We start from the raw sequence: 25,698 nt of genomic DNA, 5'->3' as shown, positions 1-25,698 counted from the left end.
GTGCCCGTCAATCCATCGCCGCGTGCGCGACATCGACGCTCGCCGTTTTCTGCGGCGGGCGGATCAGCAGCAACAACGGGATCATCAGCAGCGTCGCGACGAACATCAGCTTGAAGTCGTTCAGGTACGCGATCATCGTCGCCTGCTGGTTGATCGTGCGGTCGAGCAGCGCGATTTCGAGGTGGCTGCCGGCGATCGCCTGCACGGCCGGGTTGAACGGCGTGATGTGGGTCGCGAGATCGGCATGCGCGACCTGCGTGTTGCGCGTCATCAGCGTCTGCACGATCGAGATGCCGATACTGCTGCCGATGTTGCGCATCAGGCTGTAGGTGGCCGTGCCGTCCGCGCGCAGGTCGGGCGGCAGCGTCGAGAACGACAGCGCGCTGAGCGGCACGAACACGAGCCCCAGCCCGAAGCCCTGGACCACGCCCGGCCACACGATGTCCGATTCGGACAGCACGACCGTGTACTGCATCATCTGCCATAGCGCGAGCGCGGAAATCGCGAGTCCCGCGAGCAGCAGCATCCGCGCATCCACGTATTTCAGCAGCCTCCCGACGAACAGCATCGCGATCATCGTGCCCGCGCCGCTCGGCGCGGTGACGAGGCCCGTCGTCGCGACCGGGTAGCCCATCAGGTTCTGCAGCATCGGCGGCAGCAGCGCGCGCGTCGCGTACAGCACCGCGCCGACGACGAAGATGAACAGCGTGCCCGTTGCGAAGTTCGGGTCGCGCAGCAGTTCCGACTTGAAGAACGACGCCTTGCCGGCGGTCACCGTATGCACGAGGAAGAACGCGAAGCTGAGCGCCGCGACGAGCGCCTCGATGCGGATCTCGTACGAGCCGAACCAGTCGAGCTGTTCGCCGCGGTCGAGCATCGCCTGGAACGCGCCGATCGCGAGCGCCAGCGTCGCGAAGCCGAACGCGTCGAATTTCACGTGCAGGCGCGGTGCGCGCGCGGGCAGGAAGGTCATCACGCCGGCAAGCGCGAATGCGCCGATCGGCACGTTGATGAAAAACACCCAGCGCCAGTTGTAGCTGTCGGTGAGCCAGCCGCCGAGTGTCGGGCCGAGGATCGGGCCGACCATCACGCCCATCCCCCAGATCGCCATCGCCTGGCCTTGTTTCTCGCGCGGGTTGATGTCGAGCAGGATCGACTGCGACAACGGTACCAGCGCGGCGCCGAACACGCCCTGCAGCAGGCGCGCGCCGACGATCTGCACGAGCGATTCGGACAGCCCGCATAGCGCCGACGCGACCGTGAAGCCCGCGATCGACACGATCAGCAGCCGCTTGATGCCGAGCCGGTCGGACAGCCAGCCCGTGAGCGGCGTCGCGATCGCCGCGGCGACGATGTAGGAGGTCAGTACCCAGGTGATCTCGTCCTGCGACGCGGACAGGGTGCCCTGCATGTGCGGCAGCGCGACGTTCGCGATCGTGCTGTCGAGGGTCTGGATCAGCGTGGCGAGCATGATCGACAGGGTCAGCATCGGCCGGTTCAGGGCGGGCGAGGCGGGGGCGTCGGCGGCGGGGTTCAAGCGGGTGTCTCCGTGGGGCGGTCGCCGTGGGCGGCAATCCGGTATGACTCGAATTATAAGCACACTTATTATATATCCGCTTATTGCAGGGCTGCGGGCCATGGGTCGTTGACGGCTTGACCCTATAATCGCCGGATGGACAAGACCTACGAGAACCGGATCGGCTACCTGATTGCCGACGTAGCCCGCCTGAACGGACGCCTGTTCGACCGGCGCGCGAAGCGCATCGGGCTGACGCGTGCGCAAAGCCGCGTGCTCGCGTACCTGACGTGGAAGGGCGAAATGAATCAGGCGCGGCTCGCCGAATGGCTCGAGATCACGCCGATCTCGCTCACGCGGCTGCTCGACCGGATGGAAAGTTATGGCTGGATCGAACGCATCGCGAACGACGACGACCGCCGCGCGTTCGTGATCCGGCTGACCGACAAGGCGCGCGAGATCTTTCCGCAGATGCTCGAAGTCGGCGATACCGTCGCCGACGACGGGCTGCGCGGCTTCACGCCTGACGAGCGCGATACGCTGGTGCGGCTGCTCGGCCGCGTGCGCCACAACCTGATCGACTGCGGCGGGGAGTGACGCGCGTGGACATCCGGGCGCGCCGGATGGAGGGATCGAAAACAACGAGAGCGCCGGAAGACATGGCACAAGCGCGGCGTGTCGCAGGCTTCGGCGGCGCCCGGCTGAGCCGGCGCCGCCCGGCACGACTTCCGCGAAGCCGCGTGCTCAATGGGCCAGCGCCGCGAGCGTGAACGCCGTCAGATAGAGACCCACCCCGTACGACAGATGCGTGACGACGCTGCGCCGGCGCGCGACGCCCGGGTGCGGCGTGCGCGACGCCGCGATGCCGAAACCGAACGCGGGCTGCATCACGAAGAACGGTGCGACCACGCTGGCGAGGCCGGCGACGAGCGCGGGGAGCGGCGTCGGCGTGCCGATCCATTCGGTGCCCGCGATCGCGACGGGCAGCGCCGCGAACGCGATGCCGATCGCGTAATGCGCGATCCAGCCGAGCGCACGCTCGCCCGGCACCGGCGGCGCGGCGACGATCGACGCATGCCGGAACCGGCCATGCATCATGTGGCCGACCCAGCGGCCGACCAGTGCGTAGTCGAGCGACGGAATGCCGAACGCACGCCGCCGGAACAGCGTCCACAGATCCATCACGAGCGTGGCGCCCGCACCGATCGGCAGCAGGTCGAGCAGGACATCGGGCGCGCTCATCGCGCACCTCCGCGGCGGACGGTGACGGCTGCGCGGCGCAGCGGAATACGGGGCGGTTGCAGCGGTCTCATGACGGTCCAGGCTTGTCTTTACGGAGTCGAGCGACTATCTTGCAACTTCAAGTTCACTTGAGGTCAAGCATGAGCCGTCTGGACATTGCGGACGTCGCGCGGCGCACCGGATTGCCCGCGTCGACGCTGCGCTACTACGAGGAAAAGGGGCTGATCGTCCCGAACGGCCGGCATGGGCTGCGGCGGCAATACGACGAGTCGGTGCTGGAACGCCTGGCGCTGATCGCGCTCGGCCGCGAGGCCGGTTTTTCGCTCGACGACATCCTCGCGATGGTCGGCGCGGATGGCCGGCCGGCGATCGATCGCGCGAAGCTCGACGGCAAGGCCGACGAACTCGACCGCACGATCCGCCGTCTCGGCGCCGTGCGCGATGCGCTGCGGCATGCGGCCGTGTGCCCGGCGCCGAACCATCTCGAATGCCCGTCGTTCCAGAAGCTGCTGCGTATCGCCGCGCATCGTCATCCGGCGCGCCGCACGAAGGCGGAGGGCGCGTAGGCGGTCAGCCTGCGCGATGCGCATTCTCTGGAACATTCCGATCGCCGTTCACGCATGCTCACCCATGCGTGTCGCGAAATCGCGTACATGCTCGATGCGGGATTCGACGTCGACGAATCGTCCGACGCATGACTCATCCCGCGTAATACACGCGGCATTCCCTCTCGCGCCCGCGCACGATGCGCTTGCCGACGAGCGAGCCGAACGTTTCGGTGAAGACGGTGCGCTGGTGTTCGCACTGCGTGGCGTCGTAGAAATAAAGCGAAACCCAGTCCATCGTGTGGCCGGATTCCGGCGTGCGCGCGGTGGCGTGCAGGCACAGTGCCGTGAAATGCCAGCCGCCTTTCGTCATGTGCATCACGGGCGGCGGCACGTAGTCGTCCGCGTTCAGGCGTCGGTGCGTGAGCGTCGGCAGCATGCCGGCGGCGGCCTTGTGGCGATACTGGCGGTCGATGTAGAGCAGCAGCTCGACGGGCGGTTCCATGCCGGGGCCGGCGTGTTGTATGCGGCCCTGCCAGCGCCGGCGGCGGCTCAGCACGTCGTCGAGCGCGGTGCGGATGCCGACCGCGCGCCGCGGTCCGACGCCCGGGATCGTTTCGAGCTGGCCGTTGCGGGCCGCGCGTTCGAGCTCCTCGAGCGTGTCGATGTGCAGCGCAGCGTGAATGCGCAGCGCGAGCCCGTGGCCGATGCCCGGCACGGCTTCGAACGCAGAGGTGCGTTCGGCATCGCCGCGCAGCCGGTCGAGCTGGCGCCAGCGTCCCGTCACCAGCAGCTCGGCGATCGCCTGCGCGACGCCCGTGCCGATTTCGGGCAGCGCGCCGAGCGCATCGACGCCGCCGGCCTCGAACAGCCTGCGGATGTCGCGGTCGAGTGCATCGACCGTTTCGGCCGACGCGCGGTAGGCCGCGACCCGGTACGGATTCGCGCCCTGGTCGGCAAGCCACTGCGCGGCCTCGCGCAGGCGTGCCGCGATGTGCCGGTTTTCCTCGTACGTTTGGCTGGCGGTCGACTGCATGGCGGGGGACCCGGGGAAGCACAAACGAAATGGACGCGGCGAGCGATGCGCCGGTCGGCTTTTAACCATTGTCGTGATACGCGATCAAGAAAACTTGACGCACGTCAATGGCAAACGTAGCACAGGCGCGAAGCGCACGGTCGTGCCGGCAGAAGGCACGACCGTGCGCTTCGCGACGCGATCACGCGTCGAGAAACGACTGCGCGTTCTCGGCCTCGGCGGCCGTGCGCAGCGCGGCGAGCGCCCGTTTCTCGATCTGCCGCACGCGTTCGCGCGACATGCCCGCGTCGTGCGCGATCGCGTCGTAGGTATCGGGCTCGGTGCCGCCGAGGCCGAACCGCCGGCGCAGCACGTCGGCCTCGGCCGGCGTGACCGACCGGAGCAGCGACGTCACGCATTCGCGCATGCGCGTGTCGGCCAGTTGCTCGAACGGGCTGGCCGACGCCTGGTCCTCGATCAGGTCCACGAGGCCGGTGTCCGCGTCGGGCAGCGGCGTGTCGAGCGAGACCGGCTCGGCGGGCAGCGCGAGCACCGCGCGCAGCTTGTCCTCGTCGAGCCCGGTTTCGGCCGCGAGTTCGGCCGGCGTCGCCTGGCGGCCTGTACGCTGGCGAAAGCGCAGCGCATGCCGCCGCACGCGCTGGTACTGGTCACCGACGTGCACCGGCACGCGGATCGTGCGTGAGCGATCCGCGACCGCGCGCGCGATCGCCTGGCGGATCCACCAGGTCGCATAGGTCGAGAACTTGAACCCGCGCCGGTATTCGAATTTCTCGATCCCGCGCATCAGGCCGAGGCAGCCGTCCTGCACGAGATCGGGCAGGTCGACGCCGCGGTTCATGTACTTGCGCGCGATCGACAGCACGAGTCGCAGGTTCGCCTCGAGCATCGCGCGCGTGGCGTCGCGCACTTTCTGCTGGCCGTCGGTCAGCGCTGCCGCGAGTGCCCGCCGTGCGACCGCGTCGAAGCAGGCGGCTTCGCCCGCTGCGGTGCCATGCGGCGCTGCCGCGAACGCGCGCAAGACGCGGCTCGCGTCGTCGACGGCCGGCGCGGCCCATGCGATCGACCCGAGCAGGGCGGCCATGCGGTTGCGGGCGTCGCGGTATTCGGCCGAACGGAAGCCATGCGCATGCAATGCGCCGCGCAAGGCCGAGAGGGCTGCCTGCAGCGCGTCGTAGCTGGCGGGCGCCGGCGTGTCGGCGTCGTCGTCATCGGACGGTCTGGCTGCGCCGGCCGCACCCGTTGCGGGGTGACGCGCAAGCAGCGCGTCGACCGCCGCCGGACAGCCGGCGACCGCGTGCAGCACCTGGTGGCGGCCCGTCTCGATCTCGCGGGCGAGCACGATTTCGCCTTCGCGCGTGAGCAGCGGCACCGCCTGCATGCGCCGCATGTAGAGCGCGAGCGGATCGGTGGACGCGCTCGTGCCGCGTGCGAGGTCGCCGAGCACGGCCCGGCCTTCGTCGAGCGCATCGCGATCGACGTCGACAGGCGCCGTGCCGGCAAACGGCGCAGGCGCGGCCGGCTCGTCGAGCACGGCGATGCCGATGTCGGCGAGCGCGGCGCGCACGACGTCGAGCGCGTCGGGGCTGTCGCTTTCAGGCGGCAGCGCGTCGACGAGGTCGGCGTGTGTCAGATAACCCTGTTCGCCGGCGAGCGCCAGCAACTGGATGATCGGATCGAGCGGCGTGTCCGCCCGGGGAGTAGGGCGTGGCGTAGTCATGTCGATGGCGGCGTGAGCCGCGCTCCTGTCTGGGCGGGCCGAAGTCCGCCGGTTTCCGGCAGCCGGGTGCCCGCGAACGCCCGTCCGCGCCGGTCAGCCTGACATCGTTCAAGTTGAGGGCATTTGCGCCAACTTCAACGCGGGCGCGGCAAACGTGCCAGCACGCGGCATGCCCGCACGACGGTCCGGCGCACGAAACAAAAAGTAACCGATCAGACCAGCGGAAATCTGCAGGGGACGTAAGCTAGAGTCAGGCGCGCGCCCGGCGGCGACGCGCGGATTCTGCCGGAGCACGAGATGAACCCGATTCCCGCCGCGAGGCCCGCCGTCATCGCACTGGCCGCGCTGACGCTCGGCGGCTGCTATTACACGAGCCCATACGGCTATGCGCCTTATTACGCGCCGGTGCCCGCCACGGTGACGCAGCGCGAAATCCCGGTTGCACCGGCCACGCGCAGTCCGGGCCTTTCACCGGCACCCGACACGTCGGCCGACGTCGACGCGCAGGCGCCGGTGTATGTCGCACCGGCCTACGTGCCGCCGCCGTATCCGTACTACTACCCCGCCTACTACCCGGGCTGGTACGGGCCACCTGTCACGATCGGCTTCTGGGGCCGTTGGGGCGGCGGATACTGGGGCGGGCGCGGCGGGTATTGGCATCGTCCGTGGGGCGGCGGGCATTGGGGTGGCGGCCACTGGGGCGGCGGCCATCGGCACTGACCGGCGCGCGGCGGCGCCGCGCGGGAGAGCATCATGAGTCACACGATTGTCCGAAGTCTGTGCGTTGCCCTGCTTGGCCTCGCGGCCGCGCCGGGCGTCGCCGATGCGCAGAGCAGCGCTTACACGAACTCGCCGGCCGAGTTGTACGCCGGGCCGGCACCTGATTATCCGGTGGTCGCGCAGATCCCGCCCGACACCGCGCTGGACGTATTCGGCTGCCTGAGCGACTACTCGTGGTGCGACGTCGCGCTGCCGGGCGTGCGCGGCTGGATCGATGCGCAGTTGCTCGAGTATCCGTACCAGGGCAGCTACGTGCCGTTGCTCGAATATGGCGCGATCATCGGTGTCCCGGTGACCGGATTCGCGATCGGCGCGTACTGGGATCGTTATTACCGGCACCGTCCGTGGTTCCACGACCGCGATCGCTGGGCCCATCACGCGGAGCCGAGGCTCGGCCCCGGCGGGGTCCCGCCGGGACAGGGACGTCCACAGCCGGGCGGGCCGATGCAGCGCGAACCGGGCGGCCCGCCACCTGCGCAGCATGATGCGCGGCCGTCGGCCGCTCGCGGTGGCTGGAACGGTGCGATCCGCCAGCCTGCACCGGCACCTGCGCCGATGCAGGGCGCCCCGGGCAATGCCCGTCCGGCGGGCCCGCCGCCGGCCGTGCTGCATGCGCCGACCGGGCAGGGTGGCGAGGGCCGTACGATGCCGCCGCCGATGCGCCAGGGCGGTGGTGGAGGTGGCGGCGGTTACGGCGCGCGATCGCAAGGCGGCGGAAACGGTGGCGGAAACCACGGTGGCGGCGGTGGTGGTGGTGGCGGGGAACGCGGCACCGACGAATTCCGTCGCTGACGGCGACAGCGCAGCAGTTTCTCCCGGCGCCGGGCAAAAAAAAACCGCTCCGGAGAGCGGTTTCTGGATCAGGCGAGCGGGCGATCGTGCGGCCCGCAGCCCGACTGGCTACCCGTCGCCGGCAGCCCGTCGTCGGTAGGCCACCCCGTCAGTCGTCGAGCAGCGACAGGTCGCGCACAGCGCCCTTGTCGGCCGACATGACCAGCTTCGCGTACGCCTTCAGCGCCGCGGACACCTTCCGCGGGCGCGGCTGCGCCGGCTTCCAGCCCTTCGCGTTCTGCTCGTCGCGGCGGCGCGCCAGTTCCTCGTCCGACACCAGCACGTCGATCGTGCGGTTCGGGATGTCGATGCGGATCTTGTCGCCGTCGCGCACGAGGCCGATCGCGCCGCCCGCTGCCGCTTCCGGCGAGCAGTGACCGATCGACAGGCCCGACGTGCCGCCCGAGAAGCGGCCGTCCGTCAGCAACGCGCATGCCTTGCCGAGCCCCTTCGACTTGATGTAGCTGGTCGGGTAGAGCATTTCCTGCATGCCGGGGCCGCCCTTCGGGCCTTCGTAGCGCACGATCACCACGTCGCCGGCCTTGACCTTGTCGTTCAGGATGTTCTCGACTGCCTCGTCCTGCGATTCGGTCACGTGCGCCGAGCCCTCGAACACGAGGATGCTCTCGTCGACGCCGGCTGTCTTCACCACGCAGCCGTCGAGCGCGATGTTGCCGGTCAGCACGGCGAGGCCGCCTTCCTTCGAGAACGCATGCTCGTACGAGCGGATGCAGCCTTCGGCGCGGTCGAGGTCGAGGCTCGGCCAGCGCGTGTCCTGGCTGAATGCGACCTGCGTCGGGACGCCGGCCGGGCCGGCCAGGTAGAACGTGCGAACCGCTTCGTCCTGCGTGCGGACGATGTCCCACTGGTCCAGCGCGTCCTTCAGCGTCGGTGCGTGCACGGTCGGCACGTCGGTGTGCAGCTTGCCGGCGCGCTCGAGCTCGCCGAGGATCGCCATGATGCCGCCGGCGCGGTGCACGTCTTCGATGTGGTACTTGTTCGTATTCGGCGCGACCTTGCACAGCTGCGGCACGGTACGCGACAGGCGGTCGATGTCCTTCATCGTGAAGTCGATGCCGGCTTCCTGCGCGATCGCCAGCAGGTGCAGGATCGTGTTGGTCGAACCGCCCATTGCGATGTCGAGCGTCATCGCGTTCTCGAACGCCTTGAAGCCGACCGAGCGCGGCAGCACGCGTTCATCGTCCTGCTCGTAGTGCTGGCGGGTCAGTTCGACGATGCGGCGGCCGGCGCGCTTGAACAGCTGTTCGCGATCGGCGTGCGTGGCCACCACCGTGCCGTTGCCGGGCAGCGACAGGCCGAGCGCTTCGGTCAGGCAGTTCATCGAGTTCGCGGTGAACATGCCCGAGCACGAACCGCAGGTCGGGCAGGCCGAGCGTTCGACTTCGGCGACTTCGGCGTCGGAATACGACGGGTCGACCGCGATCACCATCGCGTCGACGAGGTCGAGCTTCTTCAGTTCGAGGGTCTTGGTGACCGGGTTCGCGAGGCGCGTCTTGCCGGCTTCCATCGGGCCGCCCGACACGAAGATCACCGGAATGTCGAGGCGCATCGCGGCCATCAGCATCCCCGGCGTGATCTTGTCGCAGTTCGAGATGCACACCATCGCGTCCGCGCAGTGCGCGTTCACCATGTATTCGACCGAGTCGGCGATGATGTCGCGGCTCGGCAGCGAATAGAGCATGCCGTCGTGGCCCATCGCGATGCCGTCGTCGACCGCGATCGTGTTGAATTCCTTCGCGACGCCGCCGGCGGCCTCGATCTCGCGCGCGACGAGCTGGCCGAGATCCTTCAGGTGCACGTGCCCGGGCACGAACTGGGTGAACGAGTTGACGACCGCGATGATCGGCTTCGAGAAATCGTCGTCTTTCATGCCGGTGGCGCGCCACAGCGAGCGCGCGCCTGCCATGTTGCGGCCGGCGGTGGAGGTTTTGGAACGGTAAGTGGGCATTGTGGTTGCTGAAGAAATATCGCGGAAAAGGGTGGAGGCACGGGAATAAAGGCCCCTCTCGCGCCCGTGCGAACAACCTCTTGAGCTGCGCCCTGGGCAAACCGGGCGATTATCCCATACCGCACGGGGACGTGGTGCCCGCAGGGCTTGCCGCGAGTACGCACCACGCCCGAATCCGGGCCGGATAGCCGGGCGCCGGATCCGGTCCGGCCGTTTCGGGCGGCGAGAGGATGATGCGTTGCGCAGGTACCCGGTGCGGGGCGGATGCGCGTCTTCCCGCGCAGAGACGGGCAGCGCGGAACGTCGGGCGGCCGAGCGTCGCGGCACGCCCGCCGACCCCACGCTCCGGCATCGGCTCAATCGAGCAGCGCAAGGATCTCGTCGTACAGCGCCTTCGGAATCCGCACGCCGTTCGCGATGCTGCGCGCGCGGGCGTCGAAGCGCCGTTGCGACGGCAGCCGCGCGCCCTGCGCGACGATCGATTCGAACATCCGCTCACCGCGCGCGAGCCCGGCGTCGAGATCGTCGCCGAGGAACACCTTCGGATCGAACGCGATCACGAGTTCACCGTGGCACGGCGTCGCGCCGACGCCTTCGTCGAAGTCCATCGACTCGCGGCTCGTCAGGTCGCCGATCAGCGCGCCGCCGAGCAGTTCGACCATTGCCGCGAGCGCCGAACCCTTGTGGCCGCCGAACGTGCGCATCGCGCCCTGCAGCGCGGCCTTCGGGTCGGTGGTCGGCTGGCCGTCGGCGTCGATCGCCCAGTGCGGCGGAATCGCCTTGCCTTGCTTCGCGTGCAGCTCGATGTCGCCGCGTGCGATCGCGCTCGTCGCGAAATCGAACACGAACGGCTCGCCGCCCGGGCGCGGCCACGCGAACGCGATCGGGTTGGTGCCGAACACGGGCTCCTTGCCGCCTTCCGGCGCGACCCAGCTGTGGCTCGGGTTCATCGCGATGCCGACCAGCCCCTCGGCCGCGATCGCCTCGACTTCGGGCCACAGCGCGGAGAAGTGGTAGCAGTGGTTGATCGCCATCGCGGCGATCCCGTGCTGCTTCGCCATCTCGACGAGCACGGGCAGCCCGGTTTCGAAGCTCAGCAGCGAGAAGCCGCGATGCGCGTCGACCGCGACAATCGACGACGACAGCCGGCGCAGTGTCGGCACGGCTTGCGGATCGACCTTGCCCTTGCGCAGCGATCGCACGCAGACGAGCAGCCGGTACACGCCGTGCGAATGGCATTCGTCGCGCTGGCCCTGCGTAATCACGTTGGCGATGGCGTGCGCATGCGCGTCGGACATCCCGTTGTGCGTCAGCACGCGCAGCGCGAGCGCGTGGACTTCATCGAGCGACAGGACGACTTCGGTGGTTTGCTCAGACATGGTTCATCTCCCGCGGCGCGGGCACACCGTCGATCCGCTGCGGCACGTTCAGCGGATTGCCGCTGCGGATCGCTTCCGGCAACAGCGCGTCCGGCAGGTCCTGGTACGACACGGGGCGCAGGAAGCGCTCGATCGCGCGTGCGCCGACGGAGGTCGTGCGCGTGTCGGAGGTTGCCGGGAACGGGCCGCCGTGCACCATCGCATGGCCGACCTCGACGCCCGTGCCGAAGCCGTTGACGAGAATGCGGCCGGCCTTGCGCTCGAGCGTCGGGCGCAGCGCGGCGAACAGCGACGCGTCGCCGTCGGCGAGATGCGCGGCGATGGTCAACTGGCCTTCGAGCGACTTCAGCACGCGATGCAGCGTGTCGGCATCCGGGCAGCGCACGATCAGCGACGCGGGGCCGAACACTTCGTCGCGCAGCTCGGGGTGCGCGACGAACGCGTCGGCCGACGTCGCGAACAACGCCGCGCGGGCCTGGTAGCGGCCGCCTTCGGCGCCTTCCGCCAGCAGTTCGACCGCATCGTGATCGCGCAGCGCCGCGACGCCTTGCGTATAGCTCGCGTGGATGGGCGGCGTCAGCATCGTCTGCGCGGCCGCCGCGCGCACGGCATCGGCCGCCGCGGCTTCGAACGCGCGCAGCGCGGGGCCGTCGACCGCGAGCACGAGGCCCGGGTTCGTGCAGAACTGGCCGGCGCCGAGCGTGAGCGACCCGACGAACTGCGGCGCGATCGCAGCGTGGCGCGCGTCGAGCGCGGCGGGAAACAGCAGCACCGGATTGATCGAGCTCATTTCCGCATAGACGGGAATCGGCTCGGGGCGTGTGGCCGCGATGTGCATCAGCGCGACGCCGCCGCGGCGCGAGCCGGTGAAGCCGACGGCCTTGATGCGCGGATCGGCGACGAGCGCCTGGCCGATTTCGCGCGATGCGTCGAACAGTAGCGAGAACACGCCGGCCGGCATCCCGCATTCGCGCGCGGCCTGCTGGATTGCACGGCCGACCAGCGCCGACGTGCCCGGGTGCGCGGAATGCGCCTTGACGATGACCGGGCAGCCGGCCGCGAGTGCCGATGCCGTATCGCCGCCGGCGACCGAGAACGCGAGCGGGAAGTTCGACGCGCCGAACACGGCGACGGGCCCGACCGGGACGTTGCGCAGGCGCAGGTCGACGCGCGGCAGCGGCTTGCGCTCGGGGCGCGCCGGATCGATCCGCGCGTCGAGGAAACCGCCGTCGCGCACGAGCGACGCGAACAGCGCGAGCTGGCCGACCGTGCGGCCGCGCTCGCCCTCGACGCGCGCGCGCGGCAGGCCCGTTTCGGCGACGCAGCGCTCGACCAGGTCGTCGCCGAGCGCCATGATGTGGCGGCCGATCGCGTCGAGAAACGCAGCGCGCGCATCGAGACCCGTTTCGCGATACGTGTCGAACGCGTCGTCGGCGAGCGCGCAGGCCGTTTCCAGGTCGTGCAGGCTCGCGCCGCCGAAAGCGGGGTCGAGCCGTTCGCCGGTCGCGGCGGCGATCGCGTGGAGGGTGCCGTTCTGTCCGGCGACGGCGGACTGGCCGATCAGGAGTTGACCTGTGAGTTGCATGGTTTTCCTCGGAAAAAGCAGGGGCCGGGCGTGGGGCGCCCGGCCGAAGGGATGATGCGAAAGGGCGCGGGCGCGTCAGTCCTCGTCGTCGTCGAGCTGCAGCTTGTCGGAGCGGACGCCCGTGTTGGCGCCCCAGTAGTAGATGACCAGCGCGACGGCCGCGACGACGAACGTGTCGTACGGATGCGCGAGCCGGCCCGTGCCGCCGAAGCCGCCGAGATACGACAGGACGATCATTGCCGCATAGAACGCGATCAGCCACGCGGACGAGCGCACCTGTTCGGCGAGGCTCAGGTGCGCGGTCGGCACCCAGCGGCGGCACGCGAGATAGATGACGAACATCACGATCTGCAGGCCGAGCAGCCAGGACACCGTGCTCCAGCCCGACCAGTAGACGATCAGCGCGGCGATCACGAACGACGCGGGGCCGGTGATGCAGAACGCGCTCGCGCGGAACGGCCGCGGCAGGTCGGGCGCGGTGCGGCGCAGTGCCGCGACCGACACGGGGGCCACCGCATAGCTCAGCACCAGCGCGGCCGACACGATGTTGATCAGCGCTTCCCACGACGGGAACGGCAGCGTCCAGAAGATCGCGAGGCCGAACGTGAGCCACAGACCCGCGCGCGGGATGCCCGACGCTTCGTCGACGCGCGTGAACACCTTGAAGAACGTGCCTGTCTTCGCCCAGCCGTAGACGACGCGCGGCGTCGCGTTCATGTAGATGTTGCCGCAGCCGCTCGGCGAGATCATCGCGTCGGCGACGACCATCACCGCGAGCCAGCCGACGCCGAGCGCGAGCGCGATGTCGCGGTACGGCAGCGAGAACGCCTTGCTCACGTCATGCCAGCCGGCGGCGAGCATGGCCGTCGGGATGCTGCCGATGAACGCGAGCTGCAGCAGCACGTAGATCAGCGTCGACAGCAGGATCGACAGGAGCAGCGCGATCGGGATCGTGCGCTGCGGATTGCGCACCTCGCTCGCGACCGACACGATCGGCGTGAGCCCGAGGTACGCGAAGATGATGCCGCCCGCGGACACGGCCATCTCGATGCCGGGCATGCCGAACGGCGCGAAGCCATGCACGGTCAGGTTCGCGGGCTTGAAGAACGTGAACAGCACGCCGATCACGGCGAGCGGCACGATGAACTTGAAGATGCTGATGATGTTGTTCGCCTTCGCGAACGTCTTCACGCTCGAATAGTTCAGGTAAAAGAAGAAGCAGAGCAGCGCGGCCTGCACGAGCCAGCCGAGCGTCGTCGGGTCGCTCGACCCAACGACTGTCAGGCCCGGAAACCACGCGGCCGCGTACTGGCGCGCGGCGACGACTTCGATCGCGATCAGGCTCGAGAACGCGATCAGCGTGATGAAGCCCATCAGATAGCCGAGCAGCGGGCCGTGCGAGAACACCGGGTAGCGGACCACGCCGCCGGCGCGCGGCAGCGCGGCGCCGAGTTCGCAGTAGACGATGCCGAGCAGCAGCACCGCGAAGCCGCCGAGCAGCCACGAGAAGATGCCGGCCGGGCCTGCGATCGTCGATACGTGACTCGCGGCGAACAGCCAGCCCGAACCGAAAATGGCGCCGAGACCGATGAAGGTGAGATCGGTCAGCGACAACTGTTTCTTGAACTTGCCGTGACCCGCGTCGGGGTGCGCGGAACGGGAAAGCGGGACGGACGGGTGAGCGTTGCCTTGGCCTGGCATGGGCTTGTCTCCTGGGGGGAATGTCGGTGCAGGCGTCATGAGCGCGCGCTCCGACGGAGCAGCGCGCACGCCTGCCGGCCGGCGTCGCCCGGTTCGAACGACCGGGGCGGGACGCGGGCCGTTCGCGAGCGGCGCGGGCTGGCGCCGGTGCGAACGGGCCCGCGGGCCATGCCGGACCGGAGGCGGCGGCACGCCGGGAAAGCCGGTGCGCCGCCGCCGGGGGAGTCGATCAGAGACCGACGTCGGGCAGCGCCGGGCGCGTTTCGAGCGCCTTTGCGACGATCGCCTTCACTTCCGCGAGCGTGTCGCCCTGCAGCGCGAGGCGCGGCGGACGCGTGATCGCGCTGCCGCGGCCGACCAGCTCTTCGCACAGCTTGATGCACTGCACGAGGTCGGGGCGCGCGTCGAGATGCAGCAGCGGCATGAACCAGCGGTACAGCGCGAGCGCTTCGTCGAAACGCTTCTGCTTCGCGAGGCGGAACAGCGTCTCGCCTTCCTTCGGGAACGCATTCGACATGCCCGACACCCAGCCTTCCGCGCCCACCGCGATGCTCTCGACCACGACGTCGTCGAGGCCCGCGAACAGCACGAAGCGATCGCCGACCGCGTTGCGCAGGTCGATGAAGCGGCGCGTATCGCCCGACGAATCCTTGAAGCAGACGATGTTCTCGCAATCCTGCAGCGCGATCAGCACGTCGGGCGTCACGTCGTTCTTGTAGATCGGCGGGTTGTTGTAGACCATCACCGGCAGGTCGGTGCTTGTCGCGACCGCGCGGAAGTGCGCGGCGGTTTCGTGCGGCTTTGCCGAGTAGACGAGCGCGGGCATCACCATCACGCCGTCGACGCCGACGCGCTGGGCTTCACGCACCGTGTTGCGTGCGAATTCGGTCGTGAATTCGGCGATGCCGGCGATCACCGGAATCTTGCCGCCGGCCGCGTCGCGTGCGGCCTCGATCACCTGGAGCTTCTCGCTCGTCGACAGCGATGTGTTTTCGCCGACCGTGCCGCAAACCACGAGGCCCGACACGCCGTCGTTCACCAGGTTCTTCACCACGCGATGCGTGGCGTCGATGTCGAGGGAAAAGTCCGGCTTGAACTGGGTGCTGACGGCCGGGAAAACCCCGGTCCACTTAATGGCGTTTCGGCTCACTGAAATCTCCTACGTTCGTATCGGTCGGCCGACAGGTGTGTCGGTGTGGCAACCAGTATCGCCGCGCAAATGCCCATCACGCTTGAGTCGTATCGCGGGGCAAAATGACGAAATCGGCACAGCGGCCGCGCGGCGCGCGACGGGCGCTTCGCGCTATGCCGATTTCGTCGTCGTCCTCATCGAAAAGCCACAAGCGGACGGACGCGCGACGGAGGAAGCTATGCTCCTTTCCCCACTTCGGACGGCTCATGATGAAGCGCATCCAGATCATCGATTCGCACACGGGCGGCGAACCCACTCGGCTCGTCGTGTCCGGTTTTCCCGCGCTCGGCAACGGCACCATGGCCGAGCGGCGCGACGTGCTCGCCCGCGAGCACGACCGCTATCGCACCGCGTGCATCCTCGAGCCGCGCGGCAGCGACGTGCTGGTCGGTGCGCTGCTGTGCGAACCCGTGTCGCCCGACGCGGCGGCCGGCGTGATCTTCTTCAACAATAGCGGCTATCTCGGGATGTGCGGGCACGGCACGATCGGCGTCGTGCGCACGCTGCATCACATGGGGCGCATCCGGCCCGGCATTCATCTGATCGAAACGCCCGTCGGCACTGTCGAGGCGACGCTGCACGACGATCTGTCGGTCAGCGTGCGCAACGTGCCCGCGTATCGCCATGCGAAGGGCGTCGCGGTCGACGTGCCGGGTTACGGCCCCGTGAAGGGCGATATCGCATGGGGCGGCAACTGGTTTTTCCTGATCAGCGATCACGGGCAGCGCGTCGCCGGCGACAACGTCGCGGCGCTCACCGCGTATTCGTCGGCCGTGCGCGAAGGGCTCGAACGCGCGGGCATCACCGGCGCGAACGGCGGCGAGATCGACCACATCGAGCTGTTCGCCGACGATCCGGAGCACGACAGCCGCAGCTTCGTGCTGTGCCCGGGCCTGGCGTACGACCGTTCGCCGTGCGGCACCGGCACGAGCGCGAAGCTGGCGTGCCTCGCGGCCGACGGCAAGCTCGCGCCGGGCGCCGTATGGCGGCAGGCGAGCGTGATCGGCAGCGTGTTCCACGCGCGCTACGAGCAGGCCGACGGCGGCATCGTGCCGACGATCCGCGGCAGCGCACACCTGAGCGCGGAAGCGACGCTGCTGATCGAGGAAGACGATCCGTTCGGCTGGGGCATCGTGTCGTGAGCGCAGCGAAGACCGACGTCGTCGTGATCGGCGCCGGCATCGTCGGTGCGGCGTGCGCGCACGAACTCGCGCAGCGCGGGCTGCGCGTGCTCGTCGTCGACGACGCGAGCGGCGGGGCGACCGGCGCGGGCATGGGGCACCTGGTCGCGATGGACGACAACGCGGCCGAACTCGCGCTGAGCCATTACTCGATCGAACTGTGGCGCGCGTTGAGCGGCGAGATGCCGGCAGGCTGCGCGTACCGCAACTGCGGCACGCTGTGGCTCGCGGCCGATGCGCACGAGATGGATCTCGCCCGCACGAAGCAGGCGACGCTTGCCGCGCACGGCGTGGCCGGCGAACTGATCGACGCGGCGACGCTCGCGCAGCTGGAGCCGATGCTGCGCGCGGGGCTTGGCGGCGCGCTGAAGATTCCCGGCGACGCGATCCTCTATGCGCCCGTCACCGCGAACTGGCTGCTGCAGCGCGCGTCGCGCATCACGTTGCGCCGCGACAGGGTCGTGGCGGTCGACGGTCCGGGCGTGACGCTTGCGAGCGGCGATACATTGCGTGCGGAACGCGTCGTCGTCGCGAACGGCGTCGCGGCGCGCACGCTGTTGCCCGAATTGCCGCTGCGCCCGAAAAAGGGCCACCTGCTGATCACCGACCGTTATCCGGGCCAGGTGTCGCACCAGCTCGTCGAGCTCGGCTATGCGGCGAGCGCGCATGCGAGCGACGGCACGTCGGTCGCGTTCAACGTGCAGCCGCGGCCGACCGGCCAGCTGCTGATCGGCTCGTCGCGCCAGTTCGACACCGAGGACGCGCGCGTCGAGCCGCCCGTGCTGGCGCGCATGCTGCGCCGCGCGGTCGGTTATCTGCCCGATCTGGCCGACCTGAACGGGATCCGCGCATGGACAGGATTCCGTTCGGCGAGCCCCGACGGCCTGCCGCTGCTCGGCGAGCACCCGGCGCGGCCGGGCGTGTGGCTCGCGGTCGGGCACGAAGGGCTCGGCGTGACGACCGCGCCGGGCAGCGCGCGGCTCGTTGCCGCACTGATGACCGGCGAGCGGCCGCCCATCGACATCGAACCGTATTTGCCGGGACGCTTCCTGACCGCGTCCCCTGTAGCCGGAGCGCTCACATGAAACGACCCCCACGCTCACTTCGTTCGCTGCCCCCCGCGGGGGCGGTCAGCCTCCTTGGGGCGGCCCGGCGGAGGCTGATCATTCATCTGGACGGCCGTGCGCTGACGGTGGCCGACGGCGCGACCGTTGCGGCCGCCGTCGCGGCGAGCGGCGACGACACGACGCGCGTGTCGTGCACGGGCGCGGCGCGTGCGCCGTTTTGCGGAATGGGCATCTGCCAGGAGTGCAGGATGACGATCGACGGCCGCCGCCGGCTGGCTTGCCAGACGCTGTGCCGCGACGGGATGCGGGTGGAGCGCACGCGATGAAACAGGAACGACTGAGCGTCGATGTCGCGATCGTCGGCGCGGGCCCGGCCGGGCTGTCGGCCGCGCGGGCCGCTGCGCAAAGCGGTGCGACGGTCGCGATCGTCGACGACAACCCGCGGGCAGGCGGGCAGATCTGGCGGCAGGCCGTGGCTGCCACGCCCGTGCCAGCCGCCGCCGAACGCCTCGCCGTATTGCGGCAGCCGAACGTCACGCATCTCGCGGCGACGCGCATCGTCGCCGAAACGCAGCCGGGCACGTTGCTGCTCGAGGATGACGAACGCGGGCTGCTGCTCGATTACCGGACGCTGATTCTCTGCTGCGGCGCACGCGAGCTGCTGCTGCCGTTTCCGGGCTGGACGCTGCCGGGCGTCACGGGCGCGGGCGGCTTGCAGGCGCTGATCAAGTACGGCCTCGACGTGCGCGGGCAGCGCACGGTGATCGCGGGCAGCGGGCCGCTGCTGCTGGCGAGCGCGGCGACGGCCCGTCACGCCGGCGCGCGCGTGTCGCACGTGCTCGAACAGGCCGCGTGGGGCGACGTGGCCGGTTTCGGCGCAGGGCTGTGGCGCTGGCCGTCGAAGCTTGCGCAGGCTGCGAAGCTGGTCACGGCTGCCTACCGGCCCGATGCGCATGTCGTCGAAGCGTTCGGCGACAAGCGGCTCGAACGCGTGCGGATCCGTCACGGCGATCGCGAGTTCGACGTCGATTGCGACCGGCTCGCGTGCGGGTTCGGCCTTGTGCCGAACACCGTGCTGCCCGGTCATCTCGGTTGCCGGATCGAAAACGGCGCGGTGGCGGTCGACGCGCACCAGCGTACGAGCCGCGACGGGCACTTCGCGGCCGGCGAGTGTACCGGCGTTGGCGGCAGCGAACTGGCGATGGTCGAAGGCGAGATCGCCGGCTATGCGGCGACCGGGCAGACGGCGCTGCTCGCGGCGCTCGTCGCGCGTCGTGCGTACTGGCAAGCCTTCGCGGACGCGGTGCGCGAGCGCTTCGCGATTCGCGAGCCGATCCGCCAGCTCGCGCGGCCCGATACGCTGCTGTGTCGTTGCGAGGACGTCCGCTTCGACGCGGTCGCGCAGGAGCCGGGCTGGACGGCCGCGAAGCTGCAGTCGCGTTGCGGGATGGGCGCGTGCCAGGGCCGCGTATGCGGCGCGGCCGCGCAGGCGCTGTTCGGCTGGACGCCGCCGGTGGCGCGCACGCCGCTCGTGCCCGCGCGGGTCGGCACGCTGATGCTGGACGGCACGGCCTCCTGCGACGGCGCGTGACGCAGTGCGGCGAAGCGGCCCGGTTGGCGCCGGGCCGCCCCGTTCACTCCACCAACACGTTCTCCCATCCGCCGACCTGCGGCGCCGCACAGGCACGCAGGCACTCGATCGTCGCGGCCACGGCCGCGCGGTTCGTGCTGTCGGGGTGCCAGTACATCGACACGGCGCCCTGGCCCTCGAGCTCCATCGGCAGGATGCGGATCGCGTTGAGTTGCGCGAAGCGCCGCGCGGCGCGGTGCGACGCGACGCCGAGCAGGTCGGTGTTGTTCAGCAGCGTGAGGTTGAGGATCGACGAATTCGATTCGACGCAGTGCGGTGGCTGCACGCGGCCGGCGGCCGTCAGCGCGGCCTCCAGCGCATTGTGCACGGGCGTGCCCGATGGCCACACGATCCACGGATAGGCGAGCACGTCGTCCCAGCCGACCGACGCCGCGCCGGCAAGCGCGTGGCCGGGCCGCGCGACGAACACGACCGGATCGACATACAGCGCTTCGGCCTGCAGGTGCGGATCGACGGACGTCGAGCCCGAGCGGCCCACGACGATGTCGAGTTCGCTGCGTGCGAGCTGCGGCATCAGCTGGTTCATCGTGCTTTCGGTGAGCCGCACCTGCGCGCGCGGCATCCGTTTCAGCAACTGCGACACCGCGAGCGGCACCGTGTCGGCCGCCGCGACCCCCGACGTGCCGATCGTCACGAGGCCGCTGCCGCCTTCCCGCAGCGCGGCCATGTCGTCGCGCGCGACGTCAAGCTGCGCTTCGACGCGGCGCGCGTGCTCGATCAGCGCTTCGCCGTAGGGCGTCGGCCGCAGGCCGCGCGCATGCCGCTCGAACAGCGGCAGCCCGACATCCTCCTCCAGTTCCTTCAGCCATTTCGACAGCGCGGGCTGCGTGGTCGCGAGCGCCACCGCAGACTGGCTCAGGTTGCCGGTGCCGGCAAGGCTCAGCAGTACCTGCAGATGCCGCAGTCGCAGCCGGTGGGTCCAGTCCATCGCATGCCTCGTCGCGAAAAGGTATATCCAGAATTATATGGATCAGATGATTTCACCATTTTACCGGGTATGGCTGCGTCGAATATAAATCGGCTAACGGACTGAAACACGGTCCCCGACCTGACCCGACACAGCGCCGACGCCGATCGGCCGACGCCAAGGAGACATCATGACGACCCGCCATCCGGACGCGTCGCGCGCCGCCTACTACGCCAGGATCGCCGAGCAGCGCCTGGCACCGCTGTGGGAATCGCTGCACAACCTCGTGCCGACATCCCCGCAGCCGGCCGCGCAGGCCGCGATCTGGAAGTATGCGCAGGTGCGCGACCTCGTGATGCAGGCCGGCAGCGTGATCAGCGCGGAAGAGGCCGTGCGCCGCGTGCTGGTGCTGGAGAACCCGGGGCTGCCCGGCAAGTCGAGCATGACGCCGAGCCTGTACGCGGGCCTGCAGCTGATCCTGCCGGGCGAGATCGCGCCGAGCCATCGGCATACGCAGTCGGCGCTGCGCTTCATCGTCGAAGGGTGCGGCGCATGGACGGCCGTGAACGGCGAGCGCACGACGATGCATCCGGGCGACTTCATCATCACGCCGTCGTGGGCCTGGCACGACCACGGCAATCCGTCGGCGGAAGCGGGCGGCGAGCCGGTCGTGTGGCTCGACGGGCTCGACATTCCGCTCGTCGCGAGCCTCGATGCGGGTTTCGCGGAGAACTACCCGGAAGCCGTGCAGCCCGTGAGCCGCCCGGAAGGCGACAGTTTCGCGCGCTTCGGCCACAACATGGCGCCGGTGCGGCATCGCGCGAGCGAGCCGACGTCGCCGGTGTTCAGCTATCCGTATGCGCGCACCCGAGAAGCGCTCGACGCGCTGTACCGGAACGGCGAGCTCGATGCGTGGGACGGCGTGAAGCTGCGCTATGTGAACCCCGCGACGGGCGGCTGGCCGATGCCGACCATCGCGACCTTCATGCAGTTCCTGCCCGCCGGCTTCGACGGCCGTACATACCGCAGCACCGATGCGACGATCTACTGCGTCGTCGAGGGCAGCGGCACCGCGCACATCGGCGGCACCGCATTCGCGTTCGAGCCGCACGACATCTTCGTCGCGCCGTCGTGGGCGCCCGTGCGGCTGTCGGCATCGTCCGACAGCGTGCTGTTCAGCTATTCCGACCGGCCCGTGCTGTCCGCGCTGAACCTGTTGCGCGAAGCGCGCGACTGACGCCGGCCGGTTTCATCGATTCGTTTTTCGTGCGTCGCCGTGGTGGCGCGCGCCCCTTCGTTCATGCCTACGCTGGAGCCATTCATGACTTTCGTTTTCCCGCCCGAAGCGCCCGTGGCGCTGCCCGTCGCCGGCAGCGACGCCCGGTTCGCGGTACGCCGCGTCTATTGCGTCGGCCGCAACTACGCGGCCCATGCGCGCGAAATGGGCTTCGATCCCGATCGCGAGCCGCCGTTCTTCTTCTGCAAGCCGGCCGATTCGATCGTGCCGGTCGCGTACGGCGAAACGCTCGATCTCGCGTATCCGTCGCAGACGCGGAACTATCACTACGAAGCCGAACTCGTCGCGGTGATCGGCAAGGGCGGCGCGGACATCCCGCTCGAGCGCGCGCTCGAACACGTGTGGGGCTACGCGGTCGGCCTCGACATGACGCGCCGCGACCTGCAGATGAAGATGCGCGAGATGGGCCGACCGTGGGAGATCGGCAAGGCGTTCGACCGCTCGGCGCCGATCGGGCCCGTGCATCCGGCGAGCGAAGCTGGTCATTTCGAGCAGGGCGGCCTGTGGCTGACCGTCAACGGCACGACGAAGCAGAAGAGCGACGTGTCGCACCTGATCTGGTCGGTCGCCGAAACGGTTGCCGACCTGTCGAAGTTCTTCCGCCTTGAACCGGGCGACGTGATCTTCACGGGTACGCCCGAAGGCGTCGGCGCGGTGGTCGCGGGCGACGTGATGAAGGTCGGTGTCGAGCGGCTCGGCGAACTGACCGTGCGCGTGGTCTGACGCGTTTCCTCGAAAGGTCCCATCGTGCAACTGCATAGCTTCTTTAACAGTTCGACATCCTACCGGGTGCGCATAGCGCTCGCACTGAAAGGGCTGCCGTACGACACGCTGCCCGTGAACATCCGCACCGGCGAGCATCGCGAGGCCGGCTACGTCGCGCAGGTGAACCCGTCGGCGTCGGTGCCGGCGCTGGTCGACGGCGATTTCCGTCTCGGCCAGTCGGTCGCGATCCTCGATTACCTCGACCAGATCCATCCGGAACCGCGGCTGATTCCGCTCGAACCGAGGCGCCGTGCACGTGTGCTGGAACTGGCGGCGCTGATTGCATGCGACATCCATCCCGTCAACAACCTGCGCGTGCTGCGCTATCTCGACAGCGAGCTGAAGGTCACGCCGCAGCAGAAGAGCGCGTGGTACCGGCACTGGATCGCGGATGGGATGGCCGGCGTCGAGCGGCTGCTCGCGCGCGCGGATGCAGGCCCGTGGTGCTTCGGCGACAAGCCGACGCTGGCCGACGTGTGCCTCGTGCCGCAGGTTGCGAACGCGTTGCGGATGGATTGCGACCTGAGCGCGTATCCGCGCAGCCTCGCAGTTTATGAACACGCGCGGTGCGAGCCGGCTTTCGACGCGGCGCAGCCGCAGCGGCAACCGGATTACGTCGCGTAACACGAAGAAGGAGACAGACATGGACGAGACAGACAACAACGGCCGGCGCGTGCTCGTGATCGGCGGCGGCATCGGCGGGCTCGCGGCGGCGCTTGCGCTCGCGCGCCAGGGCATTCGCGTGAAGCTGCTCGAACAGGCCGAGCAGATCGGCGAGATCGGCGCGGGAATCCAGCTCGCCGCGAACGCCTTCAACGCGCTCGATGCGCTGGGCGTCGGCGAGGCCGCGCGCGGCCGCGCGGTGTTCACCGACTGGCTGCAGCTGATGGATGCGGTCGATGCGCGCGAGGTCGTGCGCGTCGATACGGGCGCCGCGTACCGTGAGCGCTTCGGCAATCCGTATGCGGTGATCCATCGCGCGGACATTCACCTGTCGATCTACGAGGCGGTCAAGGATCACCCGCTGATCGAATTCCGGACGAGCACGCAGGTGTGCGGGTTCGAGCAGGACGGCAACGGCGTGGCCGTGACCGACCAGCACGGCGAACGCTATCGCGCCGATGCGGTGATCGGCTGCGACGGCGTGAAGTCCGCGATCCGTCACGCGCTGATCGGCGACGCGCATCGCGTGACGGGCCACGTCGTGTATCGCGCGGTAGTCGACGTCGACAACATGCCGCGGGATCTGCGGATCAACGCGCCGGTCGTGTGGGCCGGCCCGCATTGCCATCTCGTCCACTATCCGCTGCGCGGCGGGCGGCAATACAACCTCGTCGTCACGTTCCACAGCCGCGAACAGGAGACCTGGGGCGTGCGCGAGGGCAACAAGGAAGAAGTGCTGTCGTACTTCGACGGCATCCATCCGCTGCCGAAGCAGATGCTCGACCGCCCGACATCGTGGAAGCGCTGGGCGACCGCCGACCGCGACCCGGTCGAGCGCTGGAGCGCGGGCCGCGCGACGGTGCTCGGCGATGCCGCGCATCCGATGACGCAATACCTCGCGCAGGGCGCGTGCCAGGCGCTCGAGGATGCGGTGACGCTCGGCGCGGCCGTCGCTCTGGCCGATGGCGATTTCGAGGCCGCGTTCGCGCTGTACGAGCGCGTGCGGATTCCGCGCACCGCGCGCGTGCTGTATTCGGCGCGCGAGATGGGGCGGATCTATCACGCGAAGGGCGTCGAGCGGCAGGTGCGCAACGGGCTCTGGTCCGGCCGCACGCAGGCGCAGTTCTATGACGCGCTCGACTGGCTGCACGGCTGGCGCGCGGAGGATTGCCTGAAGTCCGGCGCGTAACGCACGCGTTCAGCCCGATTCCGGCGGTGCGCATTTCAACGACACGACGCGCGACCGCCTTCCTGGAGGAGACACCATCATGACCAATACGCTGCCCATCGACGTCAGCGAATGGATCGACCGGCATCGCGTCGCGCCGTTTCAGGCCGCGATCGTCGTACTGTGCTTTCTGATCGTCGCGATCGACGGTTTCGATACCGCGTCGATCGGTTTCATCGCACCCGTCATCCGCGCGGAATGGGGCTTGTCGCCTGTGCGGCTCGCACCCGTGTTCGGCGCGGGGCTGGCCGGGCTGATGGCCGGCGCGCTCGTGTTCGGGCCGTTCGGCGACCGCTTCGGCCGCAAGCGCCTGCTGCTCGCGTGCGTGGCGTGCTTCGGCATCGCGAGCGCCGCGTCGGCGAGCGCCGGCGGCCTGACCGAACTGATCGCGTGGCGCTTCGTCACCGGGCTCGGGCTCGGTGGCGCGATGCCGAACGCGATTACGCTGACGTCCGAATACTGTCCGGCGCGGCGCCGTTCGCTGCTCGTGACGACGATGTTCTGCGGCTTCACGATTGGCTCCGCGCTCGGCGGGCTCGCGGCCGCGTCGCTGATCGAGCACCACGGCTGGCGCGCAGTGCTCGTCGTCGGCGGCGCCGCGCCGCTGCTGCTCCTGCCGGTACTCGCGTGGCGGCTGCCGGAATCGGTGCGCTATCTCGTCAATCAGCGCGCGCCTTCCGCACGGATCGCGGCGATGCTCGGCCGCATCGCGCCGGATCCGCATCTCGCGCACGCATCGTTTATCGCACCGGGCGGCAAGCCGGCCGGGTCGCCGCTCGGCCGCCTGTTCGCCGCCGACCTGCTGCGCGGCACACTGCTGCTGTGGCTGACGTTCTTCATGAGCCTGCTCGTCATCTACCTGCTGTCGAGCTGGCTGCCGACGCTGCTGCGCACGACCGGCGCGACGTTGCAGACGGCCGCGCGCGTGACCGCGATGTTCCAGGTCGGCGGTACGCTCGGTGCGATCGTGCTCGGCTGGCTGATGGACCGCTTCGACCCGCATCGCGTGCTGGCCTGCAGCTATGCGGCGGCCGGCGCATTCGTTGCCGCGATCGGCGTGTTTGCCGCGTCGCCGTGGGGCGCGGCGCTTGCCGTGTTCGCGGCCGGCTTCTGCGTGTCGGGCTCGCAGGTTGGCGCGAACGCGCTGTCGGCCGCGTTCTATCCGACCGAGTGCCGGACCACCGGCGTGAGCTGGGCGAACGGGATCGGCCGCGGCGGTTCGGTCATCGGATCGATGGCGGGTGGCGCGATGCTCGCGATGGGCGTGCCGCTGTCGACCGCGTTTGCCGTCGTCGCGGCGCCATGCATGATCGCGGCGATCGCGATGCTGGCGCTCGGCATGGTTCGAGCCGATGCGACGCGCGCGTCGGCCGCCAATGTGATCGCGGGCGAGCAAGCCTGAGCGAAGGAGGGCGCAAGGTCGCCGACGGGCAAGCAGCGGGAAGC

23 protein-coding genes are annotated in these 25,698 nt (G+C 69.4%); 13 read left to right on the top strand and 10 right to left on the bottom strand.

Annotated elements, in window-relative coordinates; genetic code table 11:
• Nucleotides 1-7: 7 nt before the first annotated feature.
• The gene (locus tag CUJ89_RS25675; RefSeq protein WP_114180176.1) at nucleotides 8-1,537 is read right to left on the bottom strand and encodes a DHA2 family efflux MFS transporter permease subunit; all 1,530 of its coding nucleotides are present in this window, start codon (nucleotides 1,535-1,537) and stop codon (nucleotides 8-10) included.
• Between the two features lie 135 nt (nucleotides 1,538-1,672).
• On the opposite strand from CUJ89_RS25675, the gene CUJ89_RS25670 reads away from it, so the two are divergent.
• Complete coding sequence (locus tag CUJ89_RS25670; RefSeq protein ID WP_114180175.1) at nucleotides 1,673-2,113, top strand: MarR family winged helix-turn-helix transcriptional regulator; 441 nt, start codon at nucleotides 1,673-1,675, stop codon at nucleotides 2,111-2,113.
• Between the two features lie 147 nt (nucleotides 2,114-2,260).
• Here CUJ89_RS25670 and CUJ89_RS25665 read toward each other — a convergent pair whose 3' ends face one another.
• Entirely contained in the window at nucleotides 2,261-2,758 is a 498-nt protein-coding gene (locus CUJ89_RS25665) for a DUF2938 domain-containing protein (RefSeq protein WP_114180174.1), read from the bottom strand.
• A 140-nt stretch (nucleotides 2,759-2,898) separates the two neighbouring features.
• Here CUJ89_RS25665 and CUJ89_RS25660 point away from each other — a divergent pair, with 140 nt between their 5' ends.
• A complete protein-coding gene (locus CUJ89_RS25660; RefSeq protein WP_114180173.1) occupies nucleotides 2,899-3,324 on the top strand; it encodes a helix-turn-helix domain-containing protein in 426 nt (141 codons plus the stop codon).
• 133 nt (nucleotides 3,325-3,457) lie between these two features.
• Here the strand turns inward: CUJ89_RS25660 and CUJ89_RS25655 are convergent, their stop codons facing one another.
• Nucleotides 3,458-4,339, bottom strand: coding sequence for a helix-hairpin-helix domain-containing protein (locus CUJ89_RS25655; protein ID WP_114180172.1), 882 nt, complete (start codon nucleotides 4,337-4,339; stop codon nucleotides 3,458-3,460).
• Between the two features lie 181 nt (nucleotides 4,340-4,520).
• The gene (locus CUJ89_RS25650; RefSeq protein ID WP_114180171.1) at nucleotides 4,521-6,056 is read right to left on the bottom strand and encodes a sigma-70 family RNA polymerase sigma factor; all 1,536 of its coding nucleotides are present in this window, start codon (nucleotides 6,054-6,056) and stop codon (nucleotides 4,521-4,523) included.
• Nucleotides 6,057-6,353: 297 nt separating this feature from the next.
• On the opposite strand from CUJ89_RS25650, the gene CUJ89_RS25645 reads away from it, so the two are divergent.
• Both CUJ89_RS25645 and CUJ89_RS25640 read left to right on the top strand, forming a co-directional pair.
• On the top strand, nucleotides 6,354-6,776 hold the full coding sequence (locus CUJ89_RS25645) for a hypothetical protein (RefSeq protein WP_114180170.1): 423 nt from the start codon (nucleotides 6,354-6,356) through the stop codon (nucleotides 6,774-6,776).
• A gap of 33 nt (nucleotides 6,777-6,809) precedes the next feature.
• Entirely contained in the window at nucleotides 6,810-7,628 is an 819-nt protein-coding gene (locus tag CUJ89_RS25640) for an SH3 domain-containing protein (RefSeq protein ID WP_114180169.1), read from the top strand.
• 148 nt (nucleotides 7,629-7,776) lie between these two features.
• Here the strand turns inward: CUJ89_RS25640 and ilvD are convergent, their stop codons facing one another.
• The 5 genes from ilvD to CUJ89_RS25615 all read right to left on the bottom strand — a co-directional run bounded on the left by ilvD (nucleotide 7,777) and on the right by CUJ89_RS25615 (nucleotide 15,451).
• Nucleotides 7,777-9,636: a dihydroxy-acid dehydratase gene (gene ilvD / locus CUJ89_RS25635; RefSeq protein WP_114180168.1), complete on the bottom strand. Its 1,860-nt coding sequence runs from the start codon at nucleotides 9,634-9,636 to the stop codon at nucleotides 7,777-7,779.
• Between the two features lie 356 nt (nucleotides 9,637-9,992).
• Nucleotides 9,993-11,015, bottom strand: coding sequence for an Ldh family oxidoreductase (locus CUJ89_RS25630; RefSeq protein WP_114180167.1), 1,023 nt, complete (start codon nucleotides 11,013-11,015; stop codon nucleotides 9,993-9,995).
• The gene (locus CUJ89_RS25625) at nucleotides 11,008-12,600 is read right to left on the bottom strand and encodes an aldehyde dehydrogenase (NADP(+)) (protein WP_114180166.1); all 1,593 of its coding nucleotides are present in this window, start codon (nucleotides 12,598-12,600) and stop codon (nucleotides 11,008-11,010) included. Before CUJ89_RS25625 ends, CUJ89_RS25630 begins: the two co-directional genes overlap by 8 nt.
• 75 nt (nucleotides 12,601-12,675) lie before the next feature.
• Entirely contained in the window at nucleotides 12,676-14,301 is a 1,626-nt protein-coding gene (locus CUJ89_RS25620) for an APC family permease (RefSeq protein ID WP_114180165.1), read from the bottom strand.
• Nucleotides 14,302-14,530: 229 nt separating this feature from the next.
• Nucleotides 14,531-15,451 (bottom strand): dihydrodipicolinate synthase family protein, encoded by a 921-nt coding sequence (locus tag CUJ89_RS25615; RefSeq protein ID WP_114180164.1) that lies wholly within the window; start codon nucleotides 15,449-15,451, stop codon nucleotides 14,531-14,533.
• 251 nt (nucleotides 15,452-15,702) lie between these two features.
• On the opposite strand from CUJ89_RS25615, the gene CUJ89_RS25605 reads away from it, so the two are divergent.
• The 4 genes from CUJ89_RS25605 (at nucleotide 15,703) to CUJ89_RS25590 (ending at nucleotide 19,332) form a co-directional block, all read left to right on the top strand.
• Nucleotides 15,703-16,635 carry a 4-hydroxyproline epimerase gene (locus CUJ89_RS25605; protein WP_114181559.1) on the top strand — a complete coding sequence of 311 codons (933 nt, stop codon included), beginning with the start codon at nucleotides 15,703-15,705 and terminating at the stop codon, nucleotides 16,633-16,635.
• Complete coding sequence (locus tag CUJ89_RS25600; RefSeq protein WP_114180163.1) at nucleotides 16,632-17,759, top strand: NAD(P)/FAD-dependent oxidoreductase; 1,128 nt, start codon at nucleotides 16,632-16,634, stop codon at nucleotides 17,757-17,759. Before CUJ89_RS25605 ends, CUJ89_RS25600 begins: the two co-directional genes overlap by 4 nt.
• 74 nt (nucleotides 17,760-17,833) lie before the next feature.
• Nucleotides 17,834-18,067, top strand: coding sequence for a 2Fe-2S iron-sulfur cluster-binding protein (locus tag CUJ89_RS25595; RefSeq protein WP_011658575.1), 234 nt, complete (start codon nucleotides 17,834-17,836; stop codon nucleotides 18,065-18,067).
• Nucleotides 18,064-19,332 (top strand): FAD/NAD(P)-binding oxidoreductase, encoded by a 1,269-nt coding sequence (locus CUJ89_RS25590; RefSeq protein ID WP_114180162.1) that lies wholly within the window; start codon nucleotides 18,064-18,066, stop codon nucleotides 19,330-19,332. Before CUJ89_RS25595 ends, CUJ89_RS25590 begins: the two co-directional genes overlap by 4 nt.
• 43 nt (nucleotides 19,333-19,375) lie before the next feature.
• On the opposite strand, the gene CUJ89_RS25585 is transcribed toward CUJ89_RS25590, so the two are convergent.
• Nucleotides 19,376-20,320 (bottom strand): LysR substrate-binding domain-containing protein, encoded by a 945-nt coding sequence (locus CUJ89_RS25585; protein WP_114180161.1) that lies wholly within the window; start codon nucleotides 20,318-20,320, stop codon nucleotides 19,376-19,378.
• 169 nt (nucleotides 20,321-20,489) lie between these two features.
• Between CUJ89_RS25585 and gtdA the strand changes: the two genes are divergently transcribed.
• From gtdA to CUJ89_RS25560, 5 genes are all read left to right on the top strand, one after another.
• Complete coding sequence (gene gtdA / locus CUJ89_RS25580) at nucleotides 20,490-21,536, top strand: gentisate 1,2-dioxygenase (protein ID WP_114180160.1); 1,047 nt, start codon at nucleotides 20,490-20,492, stop codon at nucleotides 21,534-21,536.
• A gap of 84 nt (nucleotides 21,537-21,620) precedes the next feature.
• A complete protein-coding gene (locus CUJ89_RS25575; protein WP_114180159.1) occupies nucleotides 21,621-22,319 on the top strand; it encodes a fumarylacetoacetate hydrolase family protein in 699 nt (232 codons plus the stop codon).
• 24 nt (nucleotides 22,320-22,343) lie between these two features.
• A complete protein-coding gene (maiA, locus tag CUJ89_RS25570; RefSeq protein WP_114180158.1) occupies nucleotides 22,344-22,985 on the top strand; it encodes a maleylacetoacetate isomerase in 642 nt (213 codons plus the stop codon).
• Between the two features lie 19 nt (nucleotides 22,986-23,004).
• Nucleotides 23,005-24,213 (top strand): 3-hydroxybenzoate 6-monooxygenase, encoded by a 1,209-nt coding sequence (locus tag CUJ89_RS25565; RefSeq protein ID WP_114180157.1) that lies wholly within the window; start codon nucleotides 23,005-23,007, stop codon nucleotides 24,211-24,213.
• A gap of 79 nt (nucleotides 24,214-24,292) precedes the next feature.
• The gene (locus CUJ89_RS25560; RefSeq protein ID WP_114180156.1) at nucleotides 24,293-25,654 is read left to right on the top strand and encodes an MFS transporter; all 1,362 of its coding nucleotides are present in this window, start codon (nucleotides 24,293-24,295) and stop codon (nucleotides 25,652-25,654) included.
• Nucleotides 25,655-25,698: the final 44 nt, after the last annotated feature.

The organism is Burkholderia pyrrocinia, assembly GCF_003330765.1.
Lineage (GTDB): Bacteria > Pseudomonadota > Gammaproteobacteria > Burkholderiales > Burkholderiaceae > Burkholderia > Burkholderia pyrrocinia_B.
The sequence above is the reverse complement of the archived record's forward strand: the minus strand, read 5'-3'. Positions and strand labels throughout refer to the sequence as shown.